Source organism: Vibrio crassostreae, assembly GCF_024347415.1.
GTDB classification, from domain to species: Bacteria; Pseudomonadota; Gammaproteobacteria; order Enterobacterales; family Vibrionaceae; genus Vibrio; species Vibrio crassostreae.
In genome coordinates this window covers 897193-916761 of the sequence record NZ_AP025476.1, presented here as the reverse complement: position 1 = coordinate 916761, position 19569 = coordinate 897193, and the positions used below count along the sequence as shown (strand labels likewise).

Sequence of the window (19569 nt, the reverse complement as noted above, 5' to 3'; positions counted from 1 at the left end):
TTTATTTTGGTGCGATGCGGAAAAACGGTGAGCGACGTAGTCTATAAAACAATGAAAATTATCAATGATTATGGTCTACGTGGACAAATTTAGGAAATCAGCAACGAAAAAAGCCATTAGGCTATCTAATGGCTTCTATTTTATTTGATTAAAAAAATAAGGCAACCAACCAATTAAGGGATATGAGATTGGTTAAAACTGCAATTTTTCTTTAAATACCTACGTCAGCAGACGTCAAGTTGTGATATTCGTTCGGAATTTGGTCCCAAGCGCTCTTAATTTCGCGAATAATATCGATAACATCATCAATAGGCTGTGGGTCATTTTTGTGATTTGCCGCAGAAATTTGCGTGATCATGAACTCATAAAGTTGATCTAGGTTTTTCGCAATATCGCCACCATCGTCCATAGATAGGCAACTGCGTAGGCTAATAATGATATCTAGAGCCTTACCAAGTCGCTCACCTTTCACCGGGATGTTACCCGCTTGCATTGCCGCTTTACCTTGAATCAAACGCTCGATAGCACCTGCCATTAGCATCTGTACAATCTTATGCGGTGAGGCAGCCGTTAGCTGACTATCCACTGATACCTTTTTATATGCCTGTAAAGAACCGCGCATAGTAAACCTCTTCTATAAAAACTTTTTGTATTGTTGAACTGATTTAGCACCGTGACGATATTTGTGTAGGGCCTTACCTACTCGACTCGTCTCAGACTGCATCAATTCGACTAATTTTCTGGTTCTGATAATGGCTTCAAACCATTCAGAACTTTGCTTAACGTCGGGGTGTGAGTCGATTATTTGAAGCACGTTTTGCAATAACTGTTCTCTGTTATCGACAAGCAGCGTTATTTCTTCAGCATTAATTTCACTAAATTCAAGCTTAGAGAGAATTAATTGATCGAGTTCACAAAGCTCTTTTAGCTGGCTATTCATCTATTAGCCCAACGCATTCATCATACTGCCCAACTGAGATTGCATCTTACTGGTCGCATCTTGCATGGCCGTGAACTTAGAGTGGGTACGGCTCTCAAGGCTGTCCATGCGGCGGTCAAGCGCGCTTTGGTCATCTGCTAGGCGGTAATTTTGCTCGACCAAGCTCTTTTCTCGAGTACGGATTGAACCCGTGATACCTGTAATGCCTTGAATCGCGTCTTCCACTTTTTTGGCGAAGCCGTTGTTGCCACCAAAGAACTCACCCAACTTATCAAAGTTATTGTTAAGTTGACGGTCAAGCATGTCGTAGTTGATTTCTAACGAGCCTTGTCTTGTGGTCGTGATACCAAACTCGGTCAAAGATTTTAGGTTATCAGGCGCGCCTTCAATGCTTGATGAGAACACACCTTTTAATCGTGAGTCGGCGTTACGCACGGTACTGTCACCAGACAGCGGGCCTTTTTGGCCAGTCGTTGGGTCAACACCCGCCAAGTTTTTAGACACTTGGTAAAACTGATTATAAGAATTAACAAAAGCTTCAATGTCTTGGCGAACACTATTACGGTCGTACTCCACACCAATTTCTGCCGGCGGCTTATCTTTAGGTGTTTTTCCTTTTACCGTAATATCGATGCCTTCCACGGCATCTTCAATCACATTGTTGTTACTTGAGAGCTGAGCAACGCCATCCAATACAACCATTGAATCTTGTCCGGCTTGAACTTCCGTCATACCACTGTAGGTATCGAAAGACTCTTGAGCCTGAGCAAGATCAGCTTGTGCTTTATCGACCTTCTCTAATTGCTCACGCTCTTCCGGATCGAGTTTGGCACGTTCAATTTTTTTGGCTTGTTCAGCGGTCAATTCGCCTTTTTGAACTTTCTCAGCGAGCTCTGCTTTTTCTTGTGAGATCTTTTCTTCGATACGCGCTTGTTCAGCCTCTAGCTTTTGCTGGGCTTCTTTTGGCGTCACGTAAGAATCTGTCAACGTACCTGAAGCAGCATTTGACCACCCCGGCACATCAGGAGCTTTCTCTATCGCTTTTTCATCAAGCTCAAGTTCAGGTGTGTAGTAAGAATCAAGAAGTGTACCAGATGCAGTTTCCGTCCAACCTGGGATATTGTCTTCCGGCATGACAGATTTTGCCGCTTTAGCTGCATCAAGGGCAGCTTGTCCGTCGGCGGCGGCTTGCTCACCGTAGCTAAGGCTTTGAGAGCCTTCATCAGCTAATGAAGTAGCGTCGGTCTGGGATGCAGGAAGGGCATTACCGTCTTCATCGATTGTTTCACTCGCATTTGGATCATCGTTCGAAATTACGTCATCAACGAGTTGTGCGGCTTTTCCTGCAGGAGTTAGAGCAAGAACATCTTGAGCTGCAAGGCGCGCTTTCTCTAAAGCTTTAACGCGCTCTTCAAGAGTTTTGTATTCGAGTTTTTTTAGGGGATTAGCGGTATCTGACTCAACGTTGATGCTGATCTGCTGGTCTGAACCAGACTGATTCGAGGCAACGATAAGTCGTGGGCCTTCAACATCGTTGATAATAGATGCACGAACGCCTGGGTTGCTATCTGCACCGTTTATACTGCGAACAACATCGATAAGTTTCGATCTGTCGCCAACTTGCACATCAAAGCTGTCATCACCAAGCGAAACCTGCAGCTTACCTGGGCCAAATTTCATGTCCTCTGACAGTACATCAGAAGCCACTTTATGGCTTTGGGCAAGCTGCAACACATCGATGGCATATTTGCCAGCGATCGCTTCGGTAGTCGCGGTTGCAGAGACAAGAGCTTCATCAGTACTTTCCACTGTTCGCACAGCGAAAGCTTTTTCCTGACGAAAGTTTGTCATCAGGTTTTTCATCGAATCGAGGGATTCTCTGAGTCTTCCATAGGCACTAATGCTGGTATCGATTCGCGTTCGTTCATTGTCAATTCGTTGCTGTTTAGGTACACGCTCCGAATCAACAATTTTGCTGACCATGGAATTGATATCCATGCCAGACGAAATCCCCATTGGGCCAAAACTCATTAAACCACCTCAATAATACGACTTAAACCTTCACCTCAAATATTCGACTATTTGAGTTTTGGGCTGCTAGGCGTCTTAGAATTTCAAGCATTTCTTCATCGGGTATTTGGCGAATAATATCACCGGTTGTGGTCTCATAAATGGTCACCACATCCCTACCCGACTCTTCATCGACCTTAAAGGCAACACCCTTATTGAGGGAGGAGATAAACTCGTTTACCTTCTCCACCATTTTGACTCGCTCTTGATCATTTAGCTCTTGTCTATGTTGAGCTAATTGAATCGCTGCTTCGGTAGCTTCCTCTTTCGATTTCTCTACCTTGCCATAAGATGTTGCTTCTTTTAGTCGCGAAATACTCGACGCACTACTACCTTCATCGCTTGCAATTTTAATGCCATTAGGTGAGCCATAAGGCTGGATGTTCGATGCGTTGGATGATATTTCCATAACACTCTCCCTCCCTCCTTTACGAGCCATACAGTAAAACTCTACCCAGAGTAGAGTTTACCGCTACTTACCGAGGTAAGTTTAGCCCAATAAGCTTAGAGCTGCTGATGGTGATTGTTTTGCTTGAGCTAGGATAGAAGTACTCGCCTGTTGTAGGATTTGAGACTTAGTCATAGCCGTTGTTTCTTTCGCGTAATCGGTATCTTTGATACGGCTCTTAGACGCATTAACGTTTTCGTTAATGTTATCTAAGTTGCTAATTGCATGGTCAAAACGGTTTTGGAAAGCACCAAGAGATGCGCGGTTACTATCAACAGATTTTAGTGCGCCATCAATGATAGATACAGCTTCGTTTGCACCTGCAACCGATGTTACGTCGATATCGTTAACAGTAACGTCTTTACCTGCACCGATACCTAGTTCACCAGCAAGACTGCCACCGAACTCGACATCACCATCAACTTTTTGGCTTGAAGCGAAAAGTTGCAGTTTACCGCCTTCGCCTACCGACGCTTTAACATCTTGGCTTTGACCGTTGATGTAAGTTGCTAGCTCTTCCATATCGTTGCCTTCCTTCGCAGAAATAGACAACTCTTGTGCTTCACCAAACTTATCGTTGTATTTGATTGTTAAGTCAGCACCAGCACCTACACGCCAAGAAGCATCTTTGCCTTCTGTAACGCCGTAGCTCTTACCACCCATGTCTTGAGTGTCGGTACGCATGTTGTTCATAGTCAGCATTACTGCTTCACCAGAATCTGCACCGATTTGGAAAGATTGGCTGCCGTAAGTACCGTTAAGAAGCTTATTACCACCAAAAGAGGTCGTTTCAGCAATACGGTTAAGTTCTGTATTTAGAGCAGAGACTTCTTCTTGGATCGCAACACGTTCAGATTTGCTGTTTGAACCATTTGAAGATTGAAGAGAAAGGTCACGCATACGTTGCAGAATGTTGGTTGACTCATTCATTGCACCTTCAGCTGTCTGTGCAATAGAGATACCGTCATTCGCGTTTTTCACAGCCATATCTAGGCCACGGCTTTGCGACGTTAAGCGGTTAGAGATTTGTAGGCCAGCAGCATCATCTTTTGCGCTATTGATTTTATAGCCAGAAGACAAACGCTCCATTGATTTTTGAGTACCTTCAGCCGCGCTATTTAGGTAGCGCTGAGCCGTCATTGCAGACACATTTGTGCTTACATTAATCGCCATAGTTGATCTCCTTTAGGCATTTTTAATGTACTTATGTGACTCTCACCTCACACAAATACATGTCAATTTTGTTTATGCACCAGTGTCTCTCTCACCTTACATTGGTACATATCATTTCTCTCAATCCCTTTAACGGCCCCTTAATTAGAAGCTTTAATAAAAAATGCGCTTTTTTTCATATTCTTTTCAACAACAAAGGAAAGTGTGATCGGGCTTCAATTAATAGGGCGACATTCGCTAAAGTTTCCCGTTTTCTTGATTATTGAGCGTGGTGTTGAATATAAAACCAAAAGAGATCCCTGATATCTCGTTCTACTCGATTCTGGGATGACGAATTACTGTTTTAGTTATTTGCACACCGTAATTCCCTACAGTGAGGAACGAGCGTGATAGGGAATCTCGCTTTTGCTTCTGTTTACCCGCACTACACTTTTCCAAATACACCTTCACCAAATTTCAGGCAATAAAAAACCCAGCCGAAGCTGGGTCTGTTTAGCGCTCATCTCTCACCACGAGCTAATTTGTGGAAGCCTAACGCTAACGCTTATGATCAAAAATACTTATAGTCAACGTGGCTTTTTAATCGATTAACCTAGTAGGCTAAGTGCCGAGTTCGGTGCTTGCTTCGCTTGAGCAAGAATCGAGCTTGAAGCTTGAGAAAGGATCTGAGACTTAGTCATCTGAGTCGTTTCTTTCGCGAAGTCGGTATCTTTAATACGGCTCTTAGATGCGTTAACGTTCTCGTTAATGTTGTCTAAGTTGCTGATAGCGTGGTCGAAACGGTTTTGGAAAGCACCTAGCTCAGCACGGTGGCTGTCTACGTACTTAAGTGCCGCATCGATTACTGCTACAGATTCTTGTGCTCCGCCAACAGACGTTACGTCGATAGTATCAACCGTTACGTCTTTGCCAGGTTGCATGCCTAGTTCGCCAGCAAGGCTACCAGAGAATGCCACTTCACCTTCAACTTTGTTGTTACCAGTAAACATTTGTAGCTTACCATCTTCAGTTACAGACGCTTTCACAGAGTCTTGTTGACCGTTGATGTACGTTGCTAGCTCTTCGATGTCGTCACCCGCTTTTGCGCTGATGTCGATTTCTTGTGCTTGACCGAAGTTATCAGTGAACGACAGTTTTAGGTCGTTAGAGCCAGCTTGAACGTTCCAATCTTTGTCTTTCGCGTTCTCAGTTTGGTAGCTCTTACCACCCATCTGAGCATTATCAGAGCGCATGTCTTTCAGTTGAAGCATTACCGCTTCACCGTTATCCGCACCGATTTGGAATGATTTAGTACCGTGAGTACCGTTAAGCAGCTTGTTGCCACCAAAAGACGTCGTTTCCGCGATACGGTTTAGTTCGTCGTTCAGTGCTGTTACTTCTTCTTGAATCGCTACACGCTCAGATTTTGAGTTTGAGCCGTTTGAAGATTGTAAAGACAAATCACGCATACGTTGCAGGATGTTCGTTGTCTCGTTCATTGCACCTTCAGCAGTTTGTGCAATAGAGATACCGTCATTCGCGTTACGTACAGCAACATCAAGGCCGCGGCTCTGAACATTCAAACGGTTAGAGATTTGTAGACCCGCAGCGTCATCTTTTGCGCTGTTGATTTTTGAGCCTGAAGCTAGACGCTCCATTGATGTTTGTTGTGCGCTGTTTGCGTTGTTTAGGTAACGTTGCGCTGTCATCGCTGAAACGTTTGTATTTACATTCACTGCCATGGTGATTTCTCCAATTGATTTTCCGGTATAGCGGTTTCCGACGTCTCGGAAAACCAAAGTAGTTCTCTCAAAGTTACTTTTAATAACGGCGCGAAATTCAGAAGCTTTAGAAAAACTTTTAAAAAACCACAAAAAAATTATTAATCTAATATTTATCAATAACTTAATTTTCATCACTTTCTATTACAGAGATAGATTTCAATTGAAAAAAGATTTTAACCTGTTTAAAAAACGTACGAATCGCCGTCTAAATTAGTCAAGGTGGAGAAATGATCAATCACCAAAGATCTCTGGGGTAGGCAAATCTTGTGCAATAGATGAAATTATTTGTCGTGAAGAAGAGCCGTCAAATAGAGATCTAAGAAAGGTAGAGCGAGAAAATTCGCAGGGAAGTAAGTAGCAAAAACAAGAAACACAGAAAGGAAAAAGCCCCTTTTCCTTTGAGAGAACCGGGGCTAGTTGGCGCGTCAGAGCCTGTGTGGAGATCATCGAGAAATGAACACATTTCCGACTCGCCGTTGCATTCTTACCGTAAAAATGGATAGCAGGTGAGAGATGAGAGAGCTAAACACTCAATAGTAAGTATGCTTGCCAGTTTCCCTTGCTGCATGGCTCACGTCTGAACACGAGCAACAAGTTCAACCAATAACTATTGCAACAATGTCATTGCAGAGTTAGGCAACTGTTTTGCTTGAGCAAGTATCGAAGTACCTGCTTGTTGCAGAATTTGTGACTTGGTCATTTGCGTCGTCTCTTTCGCAAAGTCCGTATCTTTGATTCGGCTGTTAGAAGCGTCTACGTTCTCTTGTACGTTTGCCAAGTTATTAATACTGTGGCTTAGACGGTTCTGTTTCGCACCCAAATCAGCACGCTGTGAATCTACGTACTTCATTGCAGAATCAATCACACTGATTGCGTTCTGTGAACCTGCAACGCTAGTTAAGCTAACATCTTGAACAGAGGTTGCGCGGCCTTCACTCTTAATTCCTAGCTCAGACGCTAGGCCACCAGAGATCGACATTGCACCTTCAAGGTCAGGTTCAGCAACGAACAGTTGTAAACGACCTTCATCGGTAACCGATGCGTTCACTAGATCAGATTGACCATTAATGTAAGTCGCCAGTTCTTCAATATCATCACCCACTTTGGTGTTGATATCTAGAATGATGTCTTCGCCCGCTTTAGTCTTAAATTCGAATTTAAGATCGCTTGCGGTTGGCGGCACTTGCCAATCTTTGTCTTTCGCGTTTTCTGAATCAAACGTAGTACCACCCATGCGGAAATCATCGGCACGAATGCTAGTCAACGCCATGATCATCGCTTCACCAGAGTTAGAACCAATCTGGAACGACGCTTCACCAAATGAACCGTTCAGCAGACGACGACCACCAAAAGAGGTTGTTTCCGCGATACGGTTAAGCTCATCTTGAAGTGCCATTGACTCTTCGTTCAGTGCAGTACGCTCTGCTGGAGAGTTAGTGCCGTTTGATGATTGAATCGCTAGATCACGCATACGTTGCAGTACGTTGGTTGATTCATTCATCGCGCCTTCAGCGGTTTGAGCAATCGAAATACCGTCGTTAGCATTACGCATTGCTACATCAAGGCCACGAGATTGAGCCGTTAAGCGGTTCGAGATTTGCAGACCTGCTGCATCATCTTTCGCGCTGTTGATCTTGTGACCAGATGACAAACGCTCCATAGAAGTCGCTAAGTCATTAGACGCTTTATTCAGGTAACGTTGTGCTGTCATAGCAGATACGTTAGTGCTTACATTGATAGCCATTTTGCTCTCCTTATGAGTTCGCAAACTTTCTGCGAAGCGGCCAGCTTTACTCTCATATGGATAAGCACTGACCGTGTATTACTCGATAAACCCTATTCAGGGTTTAAGATCTGTATTAATCATTTATAACCAACACAGATACAAGTTGTATGCCAAGTTTAATTTTGTATAAATAATTTTTTAATTAAATAAAAATCAAAAACTTACAAAAAATTAAACGCGATTATGATTGTTTGTTCTTTGAGGGTGAAACAACGTATACCCTCCTGATTGCCGTTTTTTGCCGCTATCTTGAAAAACAAAACGTTTCGTATAAAAAAGCGGCAAGTATTGAAGTCATTCGCACGTATGGCATAGCACATAAGGCAAAGAATCGACTCCGTGATGAACAGCAGCTCACCACTAAATACCGATTGATCATTAAATATAATTAAACAAGGTCAGGTCTTTTGTTTTGCCAAACGCTTGTTGTGAAGCTTGGAGTGCTCGAGAGTTTTCATTGAATTCAATGATGGCTTTCGAATAATCTAAGTCTTCAAAGTTGCTTTTTGCTTTCGCCAAAGATAACTTAAAATCTTCATGTTGTTGCTCTTGAATATCCAAGGTACTCAAGCGTGCACCGACATCGGTTCTCGCCTTAGTTAAATGGATAAACGCAGCATGGAACTCTTCTGTTACTTGGTGCAATTTCGCCGTTGCCGATGCATCCGACACAGGGTTTTCTGCCTGTTCTGCCGCCTCTTTGAACGTATCAAAGATAGAGAATGTCTCTCTCGGCTCTAAGGTGATAGAGTCACCCTTAGTGATCTGGCCTTTGACTTGAATATTCAGCCCTTCGTAAACAATGCCTGTCGAAGGATCAAAATCTTCTGCTGCAACCACTGCACCGTCTTTTTCAAGCTGATAAGCGAAATTACCCGTCTGCATGTCGACAAAAGTCACTTTATAAGTAGACCCATCTTCATCGCTGTTGGTCGCACGCCCGAGCAATAACTCAGACGCAGGCTCAAGCTCATATTGAGGCTCGTAATCCCCGAACGGGTTGTCTATTTCCATAAACATTTTGCTGCCGGGATCATTCATCGCCATTTCAAAGCTGCTTGCCACACGCATCTTGCGTTGATAGTCATCACCTTGGTAAGTCACGTTCCCTTCATTATCTCGAAAGAAAGGTTGGTTCTTTGGTTTAGTACCCGCAAATGTGTAGTTACCCGACTCATCTTGAGAGTTGGCTAAATGCAGAAAGTTATTCGCCAGTTCTTGAATTTCACGCTTCTTAGCTAAGCGGTCTTCTGGAGAAAGTGCACCGTTGATCATTTCCATCACGGTTCGTTTTGCTTCATCAGCAAAGCCTTCAGTGTTGGAGACCAATACCTCATGATGTTCAAGACGGTTTCTTACTAAAGTAATCGCATCTACATACTGTTTAAGCTGCTCTGACTGCTGACCAATATTCTGTAAATAGTGCGTCGCCAATGGGTCATCACTCGGCGACTGCAACTTCTTACCAGAAGCGAGCTGCGCTTGGTTGTGATGCACCTTGTTCTCTTGGCGGCGCAAGTCGTTTTGTACTGACTGATAATTGTGGAAGCTAGAGATGCGATTCAACATTTATACCTTCCTATCTCAGAGCCAAAATGGTGTTAAACGTATCGTTGGCTGCTTGCATGATGCGTGACGAAGCCATATACGCTTGTTGAAATTTCATCATATTTGCCGCTTCTTCATCGAGGTTAACCCCCGAAATCGAAGCAATACGTTCTTGAGCTGACTGCTTTTCTAGCGTCGCGATATCACTCAAGCGATTTGCCGTGGAAGACTTCAAGCCCGTATTGGTGTTCAAATTGTGGTAAAGGTCTAAAATCGTAGACTCACCATCATTCAAGATCTTACCTGTTTGGAGATCTTGTAGCTTACGTAGGTTTCCGTTATCGCCTTCTGATGGGACAAGGTTTGCCGTAAATTTATCGTTTGCCACCGCACCGGCTGTTAGCTCAAAGGTGGTGCCATTGATGGTCACAGGCCCTTGTGGCGGATACGGTTGCGGCTGCATTAAAATGTTGCCCTTTGGATCCGTCACAGCAAATTGCTCACCCTTTGGCGATACAACCACTTCGAACTCACGTAATTGGCCAGCCGCTAAAATTTTGAACCCCGCAGTGCCTTTAGCAAAGGTGGTCGATGCCTCATAACTTTGTGCGGCAATATCTCTAGGGTCTTTAGTTTCCATCTGAATCTGCGCAGCAAAGTTGCGCGTAGGGCGCAGTAATAACTTCTCGCCAAGTTCAGGAGGATTACGTATTTCCACTCGCATGCCATCAAGATAAAAAGCGTTACCACTAGAGTCGGTCGTCACCTTAACGGTTTCGCCATTCGGCTTAGTCACGACATAATCACTGCCGTCATACTTAAGGCCGTACTCACCACCTTTTAAGGCAGAGGTGTCATCGATATATACCGCAACATCCGCTGTTGACTGCCCACTAGCCGTGACACGAGATTTTGCCACCAGCTCTGAGTTCACATCGGTGAAAATATCTTGGCCTACGTTGCCGTTGAGATCCAAACCTTGCTCTTGAAGACTATTTACCTTGTACGAAAACGCCGTCGCCAAACGACCAAGCTCATCCATGATTGCTGGAATATGCTCGTCTCGCATGTCTAACATGGCACCGATTTTTCCGTCGATATCACTGCTGGTGATCGGTTTTAAAGACTTCCCTTCAACAATCGCCAAGCGACGCTGATGCGCATCGGGCAAGCCATCAACCATTTTCAGTTGGCTTGCTTCACTACCTGAAACCAAGGTATGGCCATTACCGATATGGACGTTAAATCCTTCGGCGTTTGAGCGCGGAGTTACCGTGACTTTGGTATAACCAGACAGCTCATTAATAAGCTTTTCGTGCTGATCTCGAAGGTCGTTATGTGGCCCAGGAGTTCGCATCATTAAGCGTTGTACGTCACGGATCTCGTAAGCCAGTTGGTTAACTCGCTCGATACCCATATCTAACTTTTTATTGGTAGAATCAGACTGTTGGCGAACTGTTTCATGAAATTCGTTCAACGTTTTAGTTAATAGCCCAGCCTTTTCTAATACAACCTTTCGCGCACCAACATCATTCGGTGTATCGGCCAATGTTTTAACCGAGTCAAACCACTCGTTGAGGTTTTCTGGGATCTTCTTCGAAGCAACCGATGACAACATGCCCGACAGCATATCTAGGTTGGCTTCGGTATCACCTTTGTTGGCGGCATTGGTTGTCGATAGGTTAAGTTCATTGACGGCAAATTGGTCCCAAGAGCGGCGAACATTTTCCACATGCACACCCATACCATAGGTTTGGCCACCGTACTGGCGCGGGTCATTCACACCTTGAATCACAGATTGGCGGCTATAGCCCTCTGTGTTGGCGTTAGAAATGTTATGACCTGTGGTGTTTAGCTGTCTCTGAGCGGTAAGAACACTTTGTGCCCCTACATTCAGAAGATCCGACGCCATAATGCCCCCAAAAAACTTAACAAAATCAGCGCAAACTGATTAACTACAACTGCATATCATCAAGAGATAAAGCAATATATATGCCAATAGATAAAACTGAGAATTCAAAGGCAATAATTTATTGAAGTGTAAGGAGATAACTACAGACTTCGCAGCAAAACTTGAGGTAATAGATAGGAAAAGAGCCTGCCAATGGCAAGCTCTCAATGTTCATTAAAGGTGATTAGTTCATCTCATCAATCTTAGCTTTAACGCGCAATACCTTATCTGCATAGTTAGGGTCAGTTGCGTAACCTGCTTGGTGGATACCTTTGATGAAGTTCTCTGAGTTACCTTGATGCTGCAATGCCGTTTCGTATCTTGGGTTTTCGTTCAAGAACTTCACATAGTCGTTAAAGCTATCTTCAAAGTTTGAGTAAGAACGGAAAGAAGCCGACTCTTTAACGGCTGTTTTACCGTGGAACTCAAGTGTCTGCGTAGCAACCTTATCGCCCTTCCAACTTCTGTCTGCTTTGATGTTGAATAGGTTATTGCTGTTGCCCAAAGAGTTCTTAACCATTTTAGAACCCCAACCCGTTTCAAGGGCAGCTTGTGCCAATAGTAGAGACGAGTCCACACCAAGCGCGCTCGCTGCTTTTTCTGCGTAAGGCTTCATTGAGGTCACAAACGATTCTGGAGAATCAAAGGATACTGGCTGTTTTGCTGCTTGCGCAGATTGTACTTCTGATGCTCGACCTTCTGAACGGCCTGAGTACTGAGGTCTTTGCAATGAAGTATCAAAGCCTTCACTACGAACCTTATCTTCCGTCGCATCGCTTGCTTGACCCGCGCTTAACTGCGCCACAATCATATCCGCAAGACCTAACGAACCTGAAGCACTCAACTCACTCGCCATTTGCTCATCTTGCATTTGGCGATAAAACTGCTCGTTCTGGCTATTCAGCATATCCGATTTGAAGCTTGAGTTTGCATCGCGCATCGACTTAAACAACATTGAGGTAAAAATTGATTCAAACTGTTTTGCCGCAGCGGTTAATGCTTCTTTCTCGCTGCCTTCTTCACCGTTTACCGCTTGTTGACGAAGGCGGTCTAGGCTGCCGATGTCGTGGATAAAGCCGATGTCATTGTTATTCTTAATCATGCTTAACCCCTTAGATAATGATCAATTGGCCTTCAATCGCACCCGCTTGTTTCAGTGCTTGAAGGATTGCCATTAGATCAGAAGGCGCTGCGCCGACTTCGTTAACTGCTCGAACCAAATCATCCAGCGTTAGGCCAGGTTCAAACTTAAACATCTTGCCATCAGCTTCAGTGACTTCGATATCTGAATCAGGAACCACTACTGTTTGGCCGCCAGAAAATGCATTCGGTTGGCTTACGTTGAGATTTTCTTTGATTGCGACCGTCATACCACCGTGCGTTACCGCCGCCGCTTTTAAGCGAACGTGCTTACCAACCACGATCGTACCGGTACGAGAGTTAACAATGATTTTTGCAGAACCTTCTGCAGGGTCGAATTCGATATTTTCAATTGCAGACAGGAAAGCCACACGTTGGCTGATTTCTCGAGGTGCACGAACTTTTACTGACGTCGCGTCTACCGCAGACGCCATTTGTGGGCCTAGGAAATTATTAACCGCATCAGCCAAACGCTGAGCCGTTGTAAAATCTGATTGGATTAGGTTGAAGGTAATATAGTCACCGCGACCGAATGGGGTTGGAATCTCTTGTTCAACCGTTGCACCGCTAGAGATGATGCCAACGTTAGGGTTGTTACCGACAATCTTAGAACCGTCGTTACCCTGCGCGCTAAAACCACTTACTACCAAGTTACCTTGCGCTACGGCATACACCTGGCCATCAAGACCTTTTAAAAAGGTTTGTAGCAGCGTACCACCACGTAGGCTTTTTGCCGAACCGATAGAAGACACGGTTACGTCAACTTCCTGACCTTGCTTAGAGAAAGCTGGCAGTTCAGCAGTCACAATAACAGCCGCTACGTTTTTGGTTTTTGGCTTAGTGCCGGGCGGCAATTGGATGCCAAAATTTTGCAGCATTGCGTTAAACGTTTGATCGGTAAAGGGAGTTGTCTCACCTGTACCCGGCAAACCTGTCACCAAACCGTAGCCAACAAGTTGGTTACTACGAACACCCGCCACTTTTGCCACGTCTTTAATACGCGCAGCATGGGCACTGGTGGCAAGAAATAGCATGCCGAATAGTACGAGTGTTAGTTTTTTCATTGAGTAACCTGTCTGTATTGCTTTAATTTATAATAGCTTAGCTAAATATGGCTGAGTGATAGAGGCTGTCAGTATGTCGACACCCTCTCAAGCCCTACAGAGATACATTAAAGAATCGTGCCAAGAATCCAGGCTCTTGCATATCTTTCTGCACGCCAGTCCCTGAGTACTGAATTCGCGCGTTAGAAACACGGTTTGAAGCGATGGTATTTTCGAAGTCAATATCGTCTGGACGGATGGTGCCGCTTAGGCGGATGTACTCATCGCCCGTGTTCAGTGTCATCCACTTCTCACCACGAACCACTAGGTTACCATTGGCTAATACTTCGATGACTTCAACGGTAATGTAGCCGCTGATACTGTTACTTTGGTTGGCTGATGCGTCACCAGCGAAGGTATTGGTGTTGCTCAGGTCATAAGAGAAGTTGTACTTGTCGATCGTCAGCTCTTGACCACCAACAGCCAGTGGCTCCATCGATGCATCGTTCGACTTAGACATGTCTGCGTTGGCTTTTTTGGTCGCTCGAGTATTCTCATCTAGCGCCACAGTAATGATGTCACCAATACCACGCGGTTTTGAGTCATCGTACATGCTGCCAATATGATTCACATTGAATAGTGAACCCGTTGCCGCTGCGTAATGCTCTGGTTTCTGCTTTGGATTGATTGGCGCCCATGCAGGGTCACCTGCAATTGGATCGGTTCTACCACGAAGCGTGTCGATAATGCCTGAGCTCTCTTCAGCCGACTTATCACCTTCCACTGCATCAACTACTGTGGTTGCGTTTTCTTCTGCTGGAGTCTCTATCGGGTCCAACACAGCACAACCCGTCATAGACATAAACAGAGCTAAACAAAAAATACGTTTCATGGCGATATACTCTCAGCAGGCAGTGGTCAATGGATCAATTAGTAGAAACACGTTGATGAATTCGAATAAGTAAACGGCTAACAAACCAATTACAGCTGTTGGTTAACAAAGCTCATCATCTTGTCTACTGACGAGATAACTTTTGAGTTCATTTCGTATACACGTTGAGCTTCAATCATGTTTACCAGCTCTTCGGTTACGTTTACGTTCGATGTTTCTAGCATCGACTGGCGAATGTTACCTAGGCCATCGAAGCCCGGTACACCTTCTTGCGGGTCACCACTCGCACCAGTCGGTAAGTAAAGGTTTTGACCGACTGGCTCTAAACCGCCTGGGTTTACGAAGTCTGTAATCGTGATTTGGCCAACTACGACGTTGTTTTGCTCACCACGTAGACGAACCGATACTTCACCGTCGTTACCAACCGTTACTGAGATCGCGTCTTCAGGAATCACGATTTCTGGTTGTAGAGGGTAACCTTGGCCCGATGTTACGATTGCGCCGTCACCGTTCAGAGTAAACTGACCATTACGGCTGTAACCCGTTTCACCGTCTGGCATCTCAACTTGGAAGAAACCGTCACCTTCGATCATCATATCTAGACTGTTCGACGTTGTTTGTGCGTTACCGTGCGTGTGCACTTTCTGAGTAGCAACAACTTTAGAACCAGCACCCAACATCAAACCACTTGGCAGCTCAGTGTTCTGAGACGATTGACCACCCGGTTGGTTGATGTTCTGGTAGAACAGATCTTCAAATACCGCGCGGCTCTTTTTAAAACCAATGGTCGAGGCGTTGGCAAGGTTGTTCGAAATCGTTGAGATATTGGTTTGTTGGGCGTCTAAACCTGTTTTACTTACCCATAGTGCTGGATGCATAGCAATTTCCTTTAAATTCTATTAGCTCATACGAAGCAGTGAATCAGACGACTTGTCCATTTCCTCTGCTGTGCTCATCATCTTGACCTGCATTTCAAACTGACGTTGTAAGTCAATTAAGCTGGTCATTTCACCTACGGCATTTACGTTACTGCCTTCGATAGCACCTTTTAGCAACGTTACCGCTGCATCTGCTTCGTATGCCTGATCTGGGTTTTTCGAACGGAATAGACCATTCGTATCTTTAAACAAAGTTTGGTTGTTTGGACGTACAAGCTTAATACGATCAACTACGGCCAATTCTTCAGCTGGAGCGCCTTGAGGAATCACCGAAATCGTACCGTCAGTACCAATTTCTACTTTACTGATTGGGATGGGCAGTGTGATTGGCGCATCGTTTTCACCTAGCACCAAATGACCACTTGCATTAGTTAGCAAACCGTTTTGGTCAACCTTAAGGTTGCCGTTACGTGTTAAACCTTCGCGGCCGGTGTTATCCATAACTGAAATCCAACCATCACCTTGAACGGTAACATCGAGATCTCGGCCAGTGGTAACCACACTACCCTGCGAGAAATTATGGCCCGGACGCTCTGTCATACTGAAAACACGAGTAGGCATGCCTTCACCATACGCTTGCATTGAACGTGCTTGTGCTAAATCAGCACGGAAACCCGTTGTACTCACGTTGGCAAGGTTGTTTGCACGTAGCTGCAAAGCCTGCATATTTTGCTTAGCGCCACTCATGGCAAGAAACAGTGCGCGATCCATAATTTTGCTCCAAAAAATCATCTTCTAGAGCTTATAAAGCAAACACTGTGCCAATATTTTTAACTGTTATTTATCAGAAACTTAAATAGAAAAAGAACAAAGATGGGTGATCATTAAAGGATCATTGAGGAGTCATTGTTGCCAGAGGCATTACCGGGCGGCAATAAAGGCGGCAAATAAAAAAGCAAACAACAATACCCAATTCAATAACATTGAATTGGGTATTCGCAGATGATTCAAACGTTCGAAACGATTAACGAATCTGAAGAATATTTTGTTGCAGTTGGTTGTGTACTTCTAGAGAACGCGAGTTCGCTTGGAAGTTACGTTGAGCAGAAATCAAATCAACCAATTCTTGAGTCATATCGATGTTCGATTGCTCTAGAGAGCCGTTGTTGATACTACCAAATGAACCTTTGTTCGATTCACCCCAGATCTTGTCACCTGAGTCATTAGTAGAATCCCATTGAGTGCCACCTTTCTTATCTAGACCTTGCTCATTTGGTACACGAACTAAGCCTACACGGCCAAGCATCACGTTTTCACCATTTGAGTAAGTACCTAGAACACTGCCGTACTCATCGAAATCGATTTTAGTTAAGAAACCTGTTGTCGCACCATCTTCATCAAACTTAGTCAATTCAAACGGAGCAGCAAACTGAGTTGAAGAATCCAGACCAAACTTAAGCACCTGTGTTGGATCGGCACCGTTCAAGTCAATTGGGTTCGCACCTGCCCCTAGAGGATCAGAGTTAATTGGCTGACCACTGTTTAGGCTTGCTAACGTACCATCATTGTTGAACTTCATTGTGTGACCAACATGACCTGTTGCATTCGTCGCATCACCGCCAGTAATGTTCAATGGCTTCTCACCATTCTCATCTGACATGGTGTAGTACGTTTGCCAAGTGTTTGGTTGAGTCTGATCTTTGAGGTAGTAAGTCGTTAACTTGTAAGACTGACCCATAGAATCGTATACCGTCGAAGACGTTGCACGGTTATAAGTATCAGCATCTTGGTAGTTAAATGCAGCCGGGTCTTTAAGATCACCATTTGCAGGAAGGTTGACCCCTACTTCAATGTTTTCTGTCTGTTTTGGCTTACCAAACTCAGCAGGAATGTCGAGAGGCTTTGGCGCGTAAGAAAGAACTTCACCCGAGTTTGGATCCACATCGTAACCTAAAAGAAACTCATCATTAGCCGTAACCATGTAGTTGTCTTTGTTTAGGTGAAATGCACCATTACGCGTTAGTTCGTTAATCTCTGGCACCATGCGATCTTTCGATACTGCAAAGAAACCTGTACCACTTACACGCAAATCCATTGGGTTGTTCGTATAAATACTTGAACCTTCGTGGAACTGTTGCGCCACTTGGCTAGCTTGCGCACCACCACCAGACGTCGTTTTTGCGTTAGTAAACAACGAGTTTGAGTAAACATCACCGAACTCTGCACGAGACTCTTTAAAGCCAAACGTGTTTGCGTTCGCAATATTGTTACTGGTTGTATTCAGGTCTAATTGTGCAGCGGATAGGCCGCTTAAAGCTACATATGACATTCCAATATTCTCCTAATCTATCTAGCTAGCATAGTCACTCAATAAAGAGCTACGCTTTACCAACTTCTAGTACTTCAGCAAGTCGTACTGGCGATGTGAAACCAGCCAGATTGAGTAGTACGTTGCCATCACCCTTACCAAGAAGCACACTGTTCACGTTCGCATAACTGGAAACTTGGAACTCTGTGTTCTCGCCATCCAGTAAACCCGACGCTTTCACGTTATATTTACCGGCCGGCAATGGGTTACCGTCTTCGTCTTTTCCGTCCCATTCAACACGTGTATCACCAGATGGTTTAGAGCCGATATCAAATGTGCGAACCAATTGGCCAACTTCGTTCTCAACACGGACCATTACATTGTCCATTGCCTGGGGAAGCTTAACCATTGCCGCCATACCGCCATCACCGGGTTTTACACCTGCCGCACCAGGAACCAATACGTCACGACCAACCAAAGAGGATGCCTGAAGTGCTTGGTTAGAGGTCATTGATGAATTCAAGCTTTCAAACTGTGTATTCATTTTGCCAATGCCATCTACAGTCGCAAATGAAGCCATTTGCGCAATCATCTGGTCATTGCTAACCGGCTTGAAAGGGTCTTGTTGTGCTAGTTGCTTAGTCAACAAAGATAAGAAATCTTCTTGTTTAAGATCCTGCTTACCTGTTGTTTCATCGGGCTTTTTAGCGCCATCTTGAAGACTCTTCAGCTGGTCAACATAGGACAAGCCGCTTTGACCAACATTGTTGTTGATTCCAGCCATGTGCTACCTCCTTATCCTTATTGACCCATCTGCAGCGTACGCAGCAGCATTTGTTTACTCGAGTCAGCAACCTGTACGTTCGTTTGGTACGCACGTGATGCCGAAATCATGTTTGCCATCTCTTCCATAACGTTCACGTTAGGCTTGTAGATGTAGCCTTCGTTGTTCGCTAATGGGTGATCAGGGTTGTACTCCGCGCTCAGCGGCTTATCGCTTTCTACAATACCCAATACTTTCACAGGCACAGTGTGGTCACTGTTGCGTGCTCGATTTAACTCAGCGCCGAACACTGCGTGGCGAGCCTTGTAAGTTTCTTCAGCAGAACTACTTACACTGTCCGCGTTTGCAAGGTTGCTCGAGGTAGTATTTAGACGAACAGATTCAGCACTCATCGCAGAACCAGTCACATTGAATACATTAAATAAGCTCATCTAATTATTCCCCTTTAATCGCTTTAGTTAAATTCTTGAACTTACTTCCTAAGAAGTCGAGAGAGGCTTGATGCCTAATTTGGTTTTGCATGAAAAGGTTTCTTTCCAAATCCAAATCAACCGTGTTGCCATCTCCTGTATCAGGTTGTGTAGGAATTCGATACTTCGTTTCCCCGTTCACCGTTGTTGAGGCAGAAATGTGCCGACCATCTGTACGGCTAAGACCAATGCTTGCCCCAGAACTTGCCGCTTGCAGTGATTTCTTAAAGTCTAATCCCTTTGCTTTATACCCAGGCGTGTTTGCTTGCGCGATATTGGTGGAAAGCACCTCAGCGTTACGCTCACGTACACCAACTGTGTGCTGGTGAATGCCCAAAGCATTGTCAAAAGAAATAGCCATGTAAACCTCAACTC

General features: G+C 44.6%; 18 protein-coding genes. All 18 read right to left on the bottom strand.

Going from position 1 to position 19569, the window contains the following annotated elements; translation table 11 throughout:
• Nucleotides 1-211: 211 nt before the first annotated feature.
• The 18 genes from fliS to flgB all read right to left on the bottom strand — a co-directional run bounded on the left by fliS (nt 212) and on the right by flgB (nt 19555).
• Complete coding sequence (gene fliS / locus OC193_RS04320; RefSeq protein WP_004736194.1) at nt 212-622, bottom strand: flagellar export chaperone FliS; 411 nt, start codon at nt 620-622, stop codon at nt 212-214.
• Nucleotides 623-634: 12 nt separating this feature from the next.
• Nucleotides 635-940, bottom strand: coding sequence for a flagellar protein FliT (locus OC193_RS04315; RefSeq protein ID WP_048661524.1), 306 nt, complete (start codon nt 938-940; stop codon nt 635-637).
• 3 nt (nt 941-943) lie between these two features.
• Entirely contained in the window at nt 944-2971 is a 2028-nt protein-coding gene (gene fliD, locus OC193_RS04310; protein ID WP_048664321.1) for a flagellar filament capping protein FliD, read from the bottom strand.
• 22 nt (nt 2972-2993) lie between these two features.
• A complete protein-coding gene (gene flaG / locus OC193_RS04305) occupies nt 2994-3419 on the bottom strand; it encodes a flagellar protein FlaG (RefSeq protein ID WP_048664323.1) in 426 nt (141 codons plus the stop codon).
• A gap of 81 nt (nt 3420-3500) precedes the next feature.
• Complete coding sequence (locus OC193_RS04300; protein ID WP_048661527.1) at nt 3501-4631, bottom strand: flagellin; 1131 nt, start codon at nt 4629-4631, stop codon at nt 3501-3503.
• A 587-nt stretch (nt 4632-5218) separates the two neighbouring features.
• Nucleotides 5219-6352, bottom strand: a complete 1134-nt coding sequence (locus OC193_RS04295; protein ID WP_048659821.1) for a flagellin — start codon at nt 6350-6352, stop codon at nt 5219-5221.
• A gap of 649 nt (nt 6353-7001) precedes the next feature.
• Nucleotides 7002-8138 carry a flagellin gene (locus tag OC193_RS04290; RefSeq protein ID WP_048659819.1) on the bottom strand — a complete coding sequence of 379 codons (1137 nt, stop codon included), beginning with the start codon at nt 8136-8138 and terminating at the stop codon, nt 7002-7004.
• Nucleotides 8139-8558: 420 nt separating this feature from the next.
• A complete protein-coding gene (gene flgL / locus OC193_RS04285) occupies nt 8559-9749 on the bottom strand; it encodes a flagellar hook-associated protein FlgL (RefSeq protein WP_048661936.1) in 1191 nt (396 codons plus the stop codon).
• Nucleotides 9750-9759: 10 nt separating this feature from the next.
• A complete protein-coding gene (gene flgK / locus OC193_RS04280) occupies nt 9760-11640 on the bottom strand; it encodes a flagellar hook-associated protein FlgK (protein WP_048659816.1) in 1881 nt (626 codons plus the stop codon).
• Nucleotides 11641-11863: 223 nt separating this feature from the next.
• Complete coding sequence (gene flgJ / locus OC193_RS04275) at nt 11864-12781, bottom strand: flagellar assembly peptidoglycan hydrolase FlgJ (protein ID WP_048661934.1); 918 nt, start codon at nt 12779-12781, stop codon at nt 11864-11866.
• A 10-nt stretch (nt 12782-12791) separates the two neighbouring features.
• On the bottom strand, nt 12792-13883 hold the full coding sequence (locus OC193_RS04270) for a flagellar basal body P-ring protein FlgI (protein ID WP_017106350.1): 1092 nt from the start codon (nt 13881-13883) through the stop codon (nt 12792-12794).
• A 94-nt stretch (nt 13884-13977) separates the two neighbouring features.
• Nucleotides 13978-14754 carry a flagellar basal body L-ring protein FlgH gene (gene flgH, locus OC193_RS04265; protein WP_048659814.1) on the bottom strand — a complete coding sequence of 259 codons (777 nt, stop codon included), beginning with the start codon at nt 14752-14754 and terminating at the stop codon, nt 13978-13980.
• Nucleotides 14755-14843: 89 nt separating this feature from the next.
• Nucleotides 14844-15632, bottom strand: coding sequence for a flagellar basal-body rod protein FlgG (flgG, locus tag OC193_RS04260; protein WP_004739713.1), 789 nt, complete (start codon nt 15630-15632; stop codon nt 14844-14846).
• A 21-nt stretch (nt 15633-15653) separates the two neighbouring features.
• A complete protein-coding gene (locus OC193_RS04255; protein ID WP_048659811.1) occupies nt 15654-16403 on the bottom strand; it encodes a flagellar basal body rod protein FlgF in 750 nt (249 codons plus the stop codon).
• Nucleotides 16404-16656: 253 nt separating this feature from the next.
• Nucleotides 16657-17961: a flagellar hook protein FlgE gene (gene flgE / locus OC193_RS04250; RefSeq protein ID WP_048609567.1), complete on the bottom strand. Its 1305-nt coding sequence runs from the start codon at nt 17959-17961 to the stop codon at nt 16657-16659.
• 49 nt (nt 17962-18010) lie between these two features.
• Nucleotides 18011-18724 carry a flagellar hook assembly protein FlgD gene (flgD, locus tag OC193_RS04245; protein WP_010439286.1) on the bottom strand — a complete coding sequence of 238 codons (714 nt, stop codon included), beginning with the start codon at nt 18722-18724 and terminating at the stop codon, nt 18011-18013.
• A 17-nt stretch (nt 18725-18741) separates the two neighbouring features.
• Nucleotides 18742-19155: a flagellar basal body rod protein FlgC gene (gene flgC / locus OC193_RS04240; RefSeq protein ID WP_017631739.1), complete on the bottom strand. Its 414-nt coding sequence runs from the start codon at nt 19153-19155 to the stop codon at nt 18742-18744.
• A 4-nt stretch (nt 19156-19159) separates the two neighbouring features.
• Entirely contained in the window at nt 19160-19555 is a 396-nt protein-coding gene (gene flgB / locus OC193_RS04235) for a flagellar basal body rod protein FlgB (protein WP_004736175.1), read from the bottom strand.
• Between the last annotated feature and the right edge of the window lie 14 nt (nt 19556-19569).